Below are 11,350 nucleotides of genomic sequence, written 5' to 3' on the forward strand. Positions count from 1 at the left end.
GGCCCAACTGACCAGCCCGTCCGGCGAGTCCGTCCGGCGAGTCCGTCCGGCGAGTCGAGGGCGCCCCCCCCGGACCAGGAGGGCGCCCTCGACGCGAGCGGGGGATCCTCAGACGACGTCGAACGTCCCCGGGTCCGGACCGATGCGCCGGTCCTCGTTCAGCGCGCTGATTGCCGCAAGGTCCTCGGTGTCCAGGCTGAAGTCGAACACGTCGATGTTCTCCTTGATCCGCGACGGCGTCACGGACTTCGGGATCACGACATTGCCGAGCTGGAGGTGCCAGCGCAGCACGACCTGGGCCGGGGTGCGGTTGTGCTTCTGGGCGATCGCCACGATCGCCGGGACCTCGAGAAGGCCCTTGCCCTGGCCGAGCGGGGACCAGGCCTCGGTGGCGACGCCCTGCTCCGCGTGGAAATCGCGGGAGGCGTGCTGCTGGAGGTGCGGGTGCAGCTCGATCTGGTTGACCGCCGGGATGACCGACGTCTCCCCGATCAGCCGCTCCAGGTGCTCCGGCAGGAAGTTGGACACGCCGATGGCCCGTACCCGGCCGTCCGCGAGGAGCTTCTCGAACGCCTTGTACGAGTCGACGTACTTGTCGCGGGCGGGCAGCGGCCAGTGGATGAGATACAGGTCCAGGTAGTCCAGGCCGAGCTTCTCCAGGGAGGTGTCGAACGCCCGGAGCGTCGCGTCGTACCCCTGGTCGCTGTTCCAGAGCTTGGTGGTGACGAAGATGTCGTTGCGGGGCACACCGGAGGAGGCGATGGCCTTGCCGGTGCCTTCCTCGTTGCCGTAGATCGCCGCTGTGTCGATGCTGCGGTACCCGGCCTCCAGAGCGGTGGAGACCGCCCGCTCCGCCTCGTCGTCCGGCACCTGCCAGACGCCGAAGCCCAGCTGGGGCATCTCCACGCCGTTGTTGAGGATGATCGGGGGGACCTTGCTGCTCACGAGCTCTTGATCCTTCGGTTGTCCGTCAAAGTCGTACTCCCATCGTCAACGATCACGGCGGGTGATGCATTCCTGGCCCCCGATTCCATGGTCGGATGCCCGGCGGAAACCGTTTCACGCCCGTCGGAAACCCTAGGTGCGGTACAGCGCGTCGACCTCGTTCGCGTAAGCGTTTTCGATCGCCTTGCGCTTCAGTTTCAGCGACGGGGTCAGCAGTCCGTGCTCCTCGGTGAACGGCTGGGCGAGGATGCGGAAGGTGCGGATCGACTCGGCCTGCGAGACCAGCGTGTTCGCCGCCACGACCGACCGGCGCACCTCCGCCTCCAGGTCCGGGTCGCGCACCAGCTCGACGGGCGTCAGCTGCGGTTTGCCCCGCATCTGCAGCCAGTGCTCGACGGCCTCCTGGTCGAGGGTGACCAGCGCGGCCACGAACGGCCGGTCGTTGCCGACGACGATGCACTGGTTGACCAGCGGATGGTCGCGCACCCGCTCCTCCAGCAGCCCCGGCGCAACGCTCTTGCCGCTGGAGGTGACCAGGATCTCCTTCTTGCGCCCGGTGATGGTGAGGTAACCGTCTTCGTCGAGGGAACCCAGGTCGCCGGTGGCCAGCCAGCCGTCGTGCAGGGTCTCGTCGGTGGCCTTGGGGTTGTTGAGGTAACCCTGGAAGACGTTCTCACCGCGCAGCCAGATCTCGCCGTCGTCCGCGATGTGCACGGTCATACCGGGGATGGCCTGGCCGACGGTGCCGTAGCGGGTGCGCTCGGGCGGGTTGGCGGTCGCGGCCGCCGTCGATTCCGTCAGGCCGTAACCCTCGTAGATCTGCACGCCCGCGCCGGCGAAGAACAGACCGAGCTTGCGGTCCATGGCCGAGCCGCCGGACATGGCGTGCCGGACGCGGCCGCCCATGGCCGCGCGCACCTTGGAGTAGACGAGCTTGTCGAACAACTGGTGCTGCATGCGCAGGCCCGCCGAGGGGCCCGGCCCGATGCCCCACGCCTTCGCCTCGATGGCCTCCGCGTAGTTCACGGCCACGTCGACGGCCTTCTCGAACGGCCCCGCCCTGCCCTCCCGCTCCGCCTTGCGGCGGGCCGCGTTGAAGACCTTCTCGAAGATGTACGGCACGGCCAGGAAGAAGGTCGGCCGGAAGGCGGCCAGGTCGGGGAGGAGGGCGGCCGCGTGCAGCTGGGGCTGGTGGCCGAAGCGGACCTTGCCGCGGATCGCGGCGATCTGCACCATCCGCCCGAAGACGTGCGCGAGCGGCAGGAACAGCAGGGTGGCCGCCTCGTCGCCCCTCTTGGAGTGGAACACCGGCTCCCAGCGCTCGATGACGGTGTCCGCCTCGAACATGAAGTTGCCGTGCGAGATGACACAGCCCTTGGGCCGGCCCGTCGTACCAGAGGTATAGATGATCGTCGCGGTCGAGTCGGGGGTCACCGCTTCCCGGTGCCGGTGGACCACGTCGTCCTCGATGGACGCACCGGCGTCGTACAGCTCCTGCACACAGCCCGAGTCCAGCTGCCACAGCTGCCGCAACTGGGGGAGGCGGTCGATGACGGTGGCGATCGTCATCGCGTGGTCCTCGTGCTCGACGACCGCGGCCGTGCACTCGGCGTCGTAGAGCATCCAGAAACACTGCTCGGCGGAGGAGGTCGAGTAGACCGGCACCACCTGGGCGCCGATCGTCCACAGGGCGAAGTCGAAGAGTGTCCACTCGTAGCGGGTGCGGGACATGATGGCGACGCGGTCGCCGAAGCGGATGCCCTGGGCGAGCAGGCCCTTGGCGAGGGCAAGCACCTCGTCGCGGAACTCGGCGGCGGTGACGTCCCGCCATTCGCCCCGCTCGTCCTTGCGGCCGAGGGCGATGTGGTGCGGGTCGTCCTGGGCGTGCCGGAAGACGACGTCGGCCAGACCGCCGACCGGCGGTGCCAACGCCAACGGAGGGTTGGTGAACTCGCGCAAACCCGCACCCCGCTTCTCATGGCCGCACAGCGCCGTGAAAGCTACCCCACCCGGCGACGGGGCGGGAGGGGGCCGGAAAGCGAGCGATGCTCTCGTCTGCACTGGTCAGTACCGGAAAATGGGCTCACATGGGGAAGGGTCGGACAGAAAACTGACGGTTGAGTAAGTTTCGGCACCGTAATCTCCACCGAATCTGCCCGTACCGCTTACGCTGCCCGACCCCCTCCGAGGCCCGTCACGACCTCCGCCCCATCCCCTGCCCGCGAGCTCACGGGCGGGGGGTCGCCCTCTCCTCCGACAGCGCCGGAACGTCCGATTCCGTCACTCCGGCCGCGGACGCGCGCGACGGCCTGACGAGGGCCAGGACGAGCGCCGCGGCGACCACGCCCACGCAGCCCGCCGCCACCAGCGCCGCGTCGAGCCCGGAGGCGAACGCCGACCGCAGGGTGTGCTCGGAGAACGTGCCGCGCAGCGCACCGGCCCCGCCACCCGCCAGCGCATGGGACGCCTCGTGCGGGAGGGCGTCGGTCATCCGGGACGTCACGACAGTGCCGAAGACCGCGACCCCGAGCGCGTACCCCAGCTGCCGTACCGTGTTCACGGCGCCGCCCGCCATTCCGGCCCGCGCCGGTTCCACCGCGGCCAGCGCCGCCCCGGCGACGGTCGGCGCGACGAAACCGGTGCCCATGCCCACCAGCACGAATCCGGGCACCAGCGCCGTCCAGTCCGAACCCGCGCCGAGCACGGCCTGGCAGAAACAGCCAGCGCCGATCAGCAGCAGCCCGCCGCCGATGGTCAGCCGGGCCGGAACGCCGTGCAACCGCTTGCCCACCACGACCGCCGTGACCATGGCGGCCACCGTCATCGGCAGCAGCGTGAGTCCACCGCGCACGGGACTCATCCCCAGCAGTGTCTGCATCCAGATGGAGAGGTACGGCGTCACCCCGAACGCCACACCGTTGAAGGCGAGCGCGCCCACCATCACCCCCACGAACGCCGGCCGGCGCAGCAGCGACAGGTCGAGCAGCGGATGCTGAGCCCGCCGCTCCGCCAGCACGAAACACACCAGCGCGACCGCGGCGAGCCCGAACGAGGCGAGCGTCGCCGACGCCGTCCAGCCGTCCTCACCGGCCCGCACCACGGCGTACGCGGTCCCGCCCGCGAAGAGCGCGAAGGTCGCCGTGCCCGCCCAGTCGACACGCATCCCGCGCGGCCCCCTCGACTCCGGCACCGCCTTCAGCGTCAGCCACACCGCGACCACGCTCACCGGCAGGTTCACGTAGAAGATCCACCGCCAGCCGGGCCCCTCGGCCAGCAGTCCGCCCAGCACCGGCCCGACCGCCGCGGCCGCGCCGCTCACCGCGCCCCACACCCCGAGAGCGGCCGACCGCTGCCGGCCCTGGTAGACCGAGCCGAGCAGCGGCAACGTCGTCGCCAGCATCGCGGCCGCTCCCACCCCCTGAAGGGCCCGAGCGGCGACGAGGGTGTCCGGCCCGCTCGCCAGCCCGCACAGCAGTGACGCCGTCGCGAACAGCACCACCCCCACCACGTGCACCTGGCGGCGCCCCAGGATGTCGGCGGTGGCCCCGGCCCCCATCAGCAGCGCGGCCAGCGCGAGCGCGTACCCGTCGACGACCCACTGCAGATCGCTCAGCGAGGCGTGCAACGCCCGCGCCATGTCCGGCAGCGCCACGATCACGATGGTCACGTCCAGCAACAACATGAAGGTGCCCAGGCACACCGCTGTCAGTGGCCCCCATACACGCATATCCCACTCCTCGAAGTTTTCCGCTGCGATTGACGCCCAGCGCTCCGTACGATGGGCGAGACGCGGCCGATCACCGTGGTATCCGGTGCCCAGCCGACGGAATCCGATGGGGGAGAGGCCGACGGAGATGGAATTCCACACCCAGGACAAGCTGGACGGACTGGATGTCCGGTTGCTCTGCGCGCTGGAGGTGGACGGGCGGGCCTCCTTCAGCAGACTCGGCGCGGTCCTGGGCGTCTCCGACCAGACGGTCGCGCGCCGCTACCGCCGGCTCCGAGCCGAGGCCGGGCTCAGGGTCGTCGCCGTCCGGGACGCGGAGCGCCTCGGACAGGACCAGTGGATGCTGCGCCTGCGCTGCGTTCCCGACAGCGCCACGGTCATCGCCGAGGCGCTCGCCAAACGCCCCGACACGTACTGGATAGGCCTGGGCTCCGGCGGCACCGAGATCGTCTGCATGACCCGGCCCCGCCATCCCGGCGACCACGACGACCTGCTGCTCGGCAAGCTCCCGCGTACCCCGAGCGTCGTGGAGATCCGCGCCCAGCAGCTCCTCCACCGCTTCTACGGCGGTCCGACCGGCTGGCTGAACAAGTTCGGTGCCCTGGACGAGGGTCAGATCGCCGCCCTGTCACCACGTCACGACCAGGCGGCGACGGTGGGGCCGGCCCGTATCGAGCCCGAGGACGAACCCCTGCTCGCCGTCCTGGAGGGCGACGGCCGCGCCACCTACCCCGAACTCCAGCGCGCCACCGGACGCTCCGAGTCCGCCGTCAAGCGCCGCCTCGCCGCCCTGCTCGCCTCGGGTGCCGTCTACATCGACGTCGAGTACCACTCCGAGTTCCTCGGCTACCCCCTCGCCGCCGTCCTGTGGATCACCACGGCGCCGTCCGCCCTGCACGCGGTCGGGGAGGCGCTCGCGACCCACGACGAGATCGCTTTCGCCTCGGCCACGGCCGGCCCCTCGCACATCGTCGTCACCGCGGTGGTGCGGGACACGGCGGGCCTGTACGCCTACCTCAGCGGGCCTCTGGGACGCCTGGAGGGCGTCCATCATGTGGAGGCGACGCCGTTCATGCGGAGGGTGAAGCAGCTGACGTACCGGCATGCTGGGCGGTAGGCGGTAGGCGGTAGGCGGTAGGCGGTGGGCGGTGGGCGGTGGGCGGTGGGCGGTGGGCGGTGGGCGGTGGGCGGTGGGCGGTAGGCGGTGGGCGGTAGGTCGTGGACGGTAGGCGGTGGACGGTAGGCGGTCAGCCGTAGGCCGTGGACGGTAGGCGGTCAGCCGTAGGTCGTGGACGGTAGGCCGCATGCCGTGTTCGGGCCGTTCAGGCGGCGCCGCCTCCCGGGGGGTCGAGTCGTCGTCCGGGGCCCGCCACCCGCCGGTGCAGCCGGTCGCCGCCCGCCAGGATCGCCGCGGCCAGCGCGTCCGCGGCGCCCTGGGCCGAGGTGCGTCCGAGTCCGTGCACCAGTACGAAGTCGACCCGCCCCAGCTCCGGCAGCCCCGCCCGGTCCGGGACCCGCACCAGGCCCGGCGGGATCAGACCCCGCGAGTGCGCCATCACACCGAGACCCGCCCGGGCCGCGGCGATGAGGCCGTTGAGGCTGCCGCTCGTACACACGATCCGCCAGGACCGCCCCTGCCGCTCCAGCGCCTCCAGGGCCAGCGCGCGGGTGATGCCCGGAGGCGGGAACACGATGAGCGGAACCGGACGGTCGGTGTCCAGACGCAGCCGCTCCGCGCCGATCCACACCAGGCCGTCGTGCCACACCAGCTCGCCCCGCGGATCCTCGGGGCGCCGCTTGGCCAGCACCAGGTCCAGCTTCCCGGCGGTCAGCTGCTCGTGCAGGGTGCCCGACAGCTCCACCGTCAGTTCCAGGTCGACCTCGGGGTGGTCGTAGCGGAAGCCCTCCAGGATCTCGGGCAGCCGGGTCAGGACGAAGTCCTCCGAGGCGCCGAAGCGCAGCCGGCCGCGCAGCCGGGTGCCGGTGAAGAACGTCGAGGCCTGCTCGTGGACGTCCAGGATCCGGCGCGCGAACCCGAGCATCGCCTCGCCGTCCTCGGTCAGTTCCACGGAGTGCGTGTCCCGGGTGAAGAGCGCACGTCCGGTCGCGTCCTCGAGGCGCCGCACATGCTGGCTGACCGTGGACTGACGCAATCCGAGCCGCCGCGCCGCCTGCGTGAAACTCAGCGTCTGGGCGACGGCGAGGAAGGTGCGCAGATGAGAGGGCTCGTACACGCCCGCCACAGTAGTCCCTCCGGCTCCTGTTATCGCAGCACGTGATGACAGTGAGAGCGGTATACCGGATTCCCGATCACGGCCCCGGAGAGGACGATGGGGAGGGGCTCTCCGGGCCCCTGGAACAAGCCCGTCGAACCGCACGCCCATCGAACCGCACGTGGAGCACCGTGAAACGCCTGCACTGGCCGAGCCGGATGCCGGTCGACCCCTACATCCTGCTGTTGCTCGGGACCGTCGGGGTCGCGGCACTGTTCCCGGCGCGCGGCGCCGCCGCCGACGTGGCCTCCGGCGCCTCCACGGCCGCGATCGCCTTCCTCTTCTTTCTGTACGGCGCCCGCCTGTCCACCCGTGAGGCGTTGGACGGGCTGAAGCACTGGCGACTCCACGCGACCGTCCTGGCCTGCACTTTCGTGGTCTTCCCGATGCTGGGTCTGGCAGCGCGCGGACTCGTCCCGGTATTCCTCACCCATCCGCTCTACCAGGGGCTGCTCTTCCTCACCCTCGTCCCGTCGACCATCCAGTCGTCGATCGCCTTCACCTCCATCGCCCGCGGCAACGTGCCCGCCGCGATCTGCGCGGGCTCCTTCTCCTCCCTGGTCGGCATCGTCGTCACACCGCTGCTGGCGGCGGCGCTGCTCGGCAACGGCGGCGGTGGCTTCTCAGCCGACTCGCTCGTCGAGATCGTGCTGCAACTGCTCGTACCGTTCGTCGCGGGACAGCTGCTGCGGCGCTGGATCGGCGGCTTCGTCAACCGACACAAGAAGGTGCTCGGACTGGTCGACCGGGGCTCGATCCTCCTCGTCGTCTACACCGCGTTCAGCGAGGGCATGGTCCAGGGCATCTGGCACCAGGTCAGCGCGGTACGGCTGGGCGGACTGCTCGTCGTCGAGGCCGTCCTGCTCGCGGTGATGCTCACCCTGACCTGGTACGGCGGCAAGGCGCTGCGGTTCAACCGTGAGGACCGCATCGCCATCCAGTTCGCCGGCTCCAAGAAGTCCCTCGCCTCGGGGTTGCCCATGGCGAGCGTCCTGTTCGGCGCGCATGCGTCCCTCGCGGTACTGCCGCTGATGCTCTTCCACCAGATGCAGCTGATGGTGTGCGCGGTCATCGCCAAGCGCCGGGCGCGGGATCCGCTGGAGGCGTCGCGGGAACGTGCCGACGAGCGGGCGCCGGCCGCGGCATGAGACGGCCCGGCGGCGAGGTCGCCCGACGGCGAGGCGGCGGGATGGCGAGGCCGGCGAGATGGTGGTAGGCGGTATGCAGTCGCCGACCGACGGGGCTACGGTATGCGGTCGCCGGTCGCCGGTCGCCGGTCGCCGGTCGCCGGTCGCCGGTCGCCGGTCGCCGGTCGCCGGTCGCCGGTCGCCGGTCGCCGGTCGCCGGTCGCCGGTCGCCGGTCGCCGGTCGCCGGTCGCCGGTCGCCGGTCGCCGGTTGGCCGCCAGGCGACGGTATGCAATGTGCGGTGGACTGTCTTCTGGCTGTCGACGACCCCGGCTCACGGCACGAGAACCACCTTTCCCAGATTGCTCCGTGACTCGATCGTCGCGTGTGCGTCGGCCGCCTCCTCCAGGGCGAACTCCCGGTGCGCGGCCGGCTTCAGTGACCCTGCCGTGAACAGGTGCCACAGCTCCTGTCGCCACCGCTCGTACAACTCCGGCTTCCCGCGCGCGATGTGGGCCATCTGGAAGCCGATCACGGACTTCGCGCCCACGAGCAGGTCGTACGCCTGGATCGTCCCGCCGCCCGAGCTGTACGCCACGAGCCGCCCACCGGGGGCGAGGGCCGCGACGGCGGGGGTGAGCAACTCGCCGCCGACGGCGTCCAGGACGTAGTCGACGGGGTCGCCCCAGTCGTCCTGGCCATAGGCGATGACGTCGTCGGTGCCCAGGTCGCTCACAAAGCCGGACTTCGCCGGGTCGGACACGGCGCCCACGACCCGGGCCGCGCCGCGTGTTCGCGCGAGCTGCACGGCGAGGTGGCCGACCCCGCTCGCCGCGGCGGTGACGAGGGCCGCCTCGCCGGGTTCGGGCCGTGCGGCCGTGAGGGCGCCCAGTGCGACCAGCCCGCTGCGCACGAGGACGACCGCGTCGACCGCGCTCGCGTCGTCCGGGACGGGGGAGGTCATGGCCTCGTGCAGGAGCGCGAAGTCGGCGTAGCCGTGGCCGAAGCACAGGCCCGTCACCCGCTCGCCGACCCGGAATCCGATGGTTCCGCTCCCGACGGCCACGACCTCACCGGCGATCTCGCCGCCGAGCGGAATCGGTTCCGCGCCCTCGGTGACCTTGCGGACGACGGGAAGCGTCACGCCGATCGCCTCGCAGCGAACGAGGAGTTCGCCAGGGCCGGGCTCGGGGACGGGCGCCTCCTCCAGGAACAGCGGGCCGCCGGGGGAGTCGTACCGGACGCGACGCATCGCACCTCCAGAACTCGTTGGGAGTCCCAACGGTATCCGAAATTCATTGGGTTGCCCAATGAATTCGGTAGGATGTGACCATGCCCGAAGCGCCTCTCGCCGCCATCCGCTCCCTCCCCAGCTGGCTTCTCGGCCGGGCCGCCGCGCGGGGGCGGGCCCTGGTTGCCGACGCTCTTGCCGCCGAGGGCCTCAAGATGTGGCACCACGTCGTGCTCTCCGCCGTCCGCGACCTCGCCCCCGTCGCCCAGGCCGACCTCGGTCGCAGTGTCGGACTCGACCCCAAGGACCTCGTCGGCATCCTCAACGACCTGCAGGCCGCGGGCCTCGCCGTGCGCGAACCGGATCCCGGTGACCGTCGGAAGAACGCCGTGTCGCTCACCGAGGAGGGACAACGGCTGCTCCAGCGCTGCGAGAAGGCCGCCCGAGACGCGAACGCCGAGCTGCTCGCCCCGCTCTCCGAGGCCGAACGGGACCAGTTCATGGGCCTGTTGATCCGGATTTCCGGCACGGACGGCTGACGGTGGATAACGTTCCGTCATGACCGCACCTCTCGCGCTCGACCCCGCGCGCACCGCCCTTGTCCTCGTCGACCTGATGGACCGCATCGTCGCGCTGCCCCTGGAGCCCCGTAAGGGCACCGAAGTACTGGCTGCTGCCGAGGAGTTGGCGGCGAAGTTCCGCTCGGCCGGAGCCCTCGTCGTGCTGGTTCGTGTCGAGCGCCCCGGTGTCGCCGAACAGCCGTCCGGCAGCGGTCTGGTCCAAGGGCTGGTCCAGGAAGGCGACTTGGAGATCGTCAAGCACACGATCGGCGCCTTCCAGGGCACCGGCCTGGACGACCGCCTTCGCGAACTCGGCGTCACCACCCTCGTGTTCGGCGGCATCGCCACCAACCTCGGCGTCGAGTCCACCGCCCGCGCCGCCGGCGATCTCGGCTACGACCTGGTCTTCGTCGAGGACGGGATGTCCGCTCTCACCGAGGCCGAGCACGAGGCGTCGGTGAAGCTGGACTTTCCCCGGCTGGGGGCGGTGGCGCGGGCGGCCGAGGTGCGGTTCACGAGCGTCTGAGGCGGGGCGAACTCGAGGAGGAAGGGGTGGGTTGAGGCGGGGCCCCTGCGGCGCAGGGGGCGCTCCCCGCCGTTCGGGGCCCCGCCGCCGTGCCGCGGGGGACCGGATCAGCCGTGGGCGGCCGCGGTCCGCAGGGCGATGCGGTCCTCACCCGCGTACACGTTCATGGAACTGCCCCGCAGGAAGCCCACCAGAGTCAGCCCGGTCTCCGTGGCCAGGTCCACCGCCAGGGAGGAGGGCGCCGAGACCGCCGCGAGCACCGGGATGCCCGCCATCACCGCCTTCTGCGCCAGTTCGAACGAGGCCCGGCCCGAGACCAGCAGGATCGTCCGTGACAGGGGCAGGTCCCCGTTCTGCAGGGCGCGGCCGACCAGCTTGTCGACCGCGTTGTGCCGCCCCACGTCCTCCCGGACGTCGAGCAGCTCGCCGTCCTCGGAGAACAGGGCCGCCGCGTGGAGCCCCCCGGTCCGGTCGAACACCCGCTGGGCCCCGCGCAGCCGGTCGGGGAGGCTCGCGAGCAGCTCGGGCTCGATCCGGAGCGGGGGAGTGTCGGCGATGGGCCAGCGGGTCGTCGTACGGACCGCGTCCAGGCTGGCCTTGCCGCACAGGCCGCAGGAGGAGGTGGTGTAGACGTTCCGCTCGAGGGTGATGTCGGGGATCGTCACACCGGGAGACGTCCGTACGTCGACCACGTTGTAGGTGTTGGAGCCGTCGACCGTCGCGCCCGCACAGTAGACGATATTCAGCAGATCGGATGCGGTGGCCAGTACACCTTCGCTGACCAGGAAGCCGGCGGCCAGCGCGAAGTCGTCACCGGGCGTGCGCATGGTGATCGCGAGCGGCTTGCCGTTCAGTCGGATCTCCAGTGGTTCCTCGGCGACGAGGGTGTCCGGCCGGGCGGAGACCACTCCGTCCCTGATGCGGATCACCTTGCGTCGTTCGGTGACTCGTCCCATGTCGTG

General features: G+C 71.1%; 10 protein-coding genes. 4 read left to right on the top strand and 6 right to left on the bottom strand.

Annotation, left to right across the window (positions count from 1 at the left end):
• Positions 1-108: 108 nt before the first annotated feature.
• From OG289_RS41105 to OG289_RS41115, 3 genes are all read right to left on the bottom strand, one after another.
• Positions 109-945: an aldo/keto reductase gene (locus OG289_RS41105; RefSeq protein WP_327319088.1), complete on the bottom strand. Its 837-nt coding sequence runs from the start codon at positions 943-945 to the stop codon at positions 109-111.
• A 132-nt stretch (positions 946-1,077) separates the two neighbouring features.
• Positions 1,078-2,904, bottom strand: coding sequence for an AMP-dependent synthetase/ligase (locus OG289_RS41110; protein WP_327319089.1), 1,827 nt, complete (start codon positions 2,902-2,904; stop codon positions 1,078-1,080).
• A 268-nt stretch (positions 2,905-3,172) separates the two neighbouring features.
• Entirely contained in the window at positions 3,173-4,672 is a 1,500-nt protein-coding gene (locus tag OG289_RS41115) for an MFS transporter (RefSeq protein ID WP_327319090.1), read from the bottom strand.
• A gap of 127 nt (positions 4,673-4,799) precedes the next feature.
• Here OG289_RS41115 and OG289_RS41120 point away from each other — a divergent pair, with 127 nt between their 5' ends.
• Positions 4,800-5,789, top strand: coding sequence for an Lrp/AsnC family transcriptional regulator (locus tag OG289_RS41120; RefSeq protein WP_327319091.1), 990 nt, complete (start codon positions 4,800-4,802; stop codon positions 5,787-5,789).
• Positions 5,790-5,994: 205 nt separating this feature from the next.
• Here OG289_RS41120 and OG289_RS41125 read toward each other — a convergent pair whose 3' ends face one another.
• A complete protein-coding gene (locus OG289_RS41125; RefSeq protein ID WP_327319092.1) occupies positions 5,995-6,906 on the bottom strand; it encodes a LysR substrate-binding domain-containing protein in 912 nt (303 codons plus the stop codon).
• Between the two features lie 170 nt (positions 6,907-7,076).
• Between OG289_RS41125 and OG289_RS41130 the strand changes: the two genes are divergently transcribed.
• Complete coding sequence (locus OG289_RS41130; RefSeq protein ID WP_327319093.1) at positions 7,077-8,093, top strand: bile acid:sodium symporter family protein; 1,017 nt, start codon at positions 7,077-7,079, stop codon at positions 8,091-8,093.
• Positions 8,094-8,405: 312 nt separating this feature from the next.
• Here the strand turns inward: OG289_RS41130 and OG289_RS41135 are convergent, their stop codons facing one another.
• Positions 8,406-9,323 carry a quinone oxidoreductase family protein gene (locus OG289_RS41135; protein WP_327319094.1) on the bottom strand — a complete coding sequence of 306 codons (918 nt, stop codon included), beginning with the start codon at positions 9,321-9,323 and terminating at the stop codon, positions 8,406-8,408.
• A gap of 80 nt (positions 9,324-9,403) precedes the next feature.
• Between OG289_RS41135 and OG289_RS41140 the strand changes: the two genes are divergently transcribed.
• Both OG289_RS41140 and OG289_RS41145 read left to right on the top strand, forming a co-directional pair.
• The gene (locus OG289_RS41140; protein ID WP_327319095.1) at positions 9,404-9,841 is read left to right on the top strand and encodes a MarR family winged helix-turn-helix transcriptional regulator; all 438 of its coding nucleotides are present in this window, start codon (positions 9,404-9,406) and stop codon (positions 9,839-9,841) included.
• A gap of 19 nt (positions 9,842-9,860) precedes the next feature.
• Positions 9,861-10,388, top strand: a complete 528-nt coding sequence (locus OG289_RS41145) for an isochorismatase family protein (protein ID WP_327319096.1) — start codon at positions 9,861-9,863, stop codon at positions 10,386-10,388.
• Positions 10,389-10,495: 107 nt separating this feature from the next.
• Here the strand turns inward: OG289_RS41145 and fdhD are convergent, their stop codons facing one another.
• Complete coding sequence (gene fdhD, locus OG289_RS41150) at positions 10,496-11,344, bottom strand: formate dehydrogenase accessory sulfurtransferase FdhD (RefSeq protein WP_327319097.1); 849 nt, start codon at positions 11,342-11,344, stop codon at positions 10,496-10,498.
• Positions 11,345-11,350 lie beyond the last annotated feature (6 nt).

Origin of the sequence: Streptomyces sp. NBC_01235 (assembly GCF_035989285.1) — a bacterium.
GTDB lineage: Bacteria > Actinomycetota > Actinomycetes > Streptomycetales > Streptomycetaceae > Streptomyces.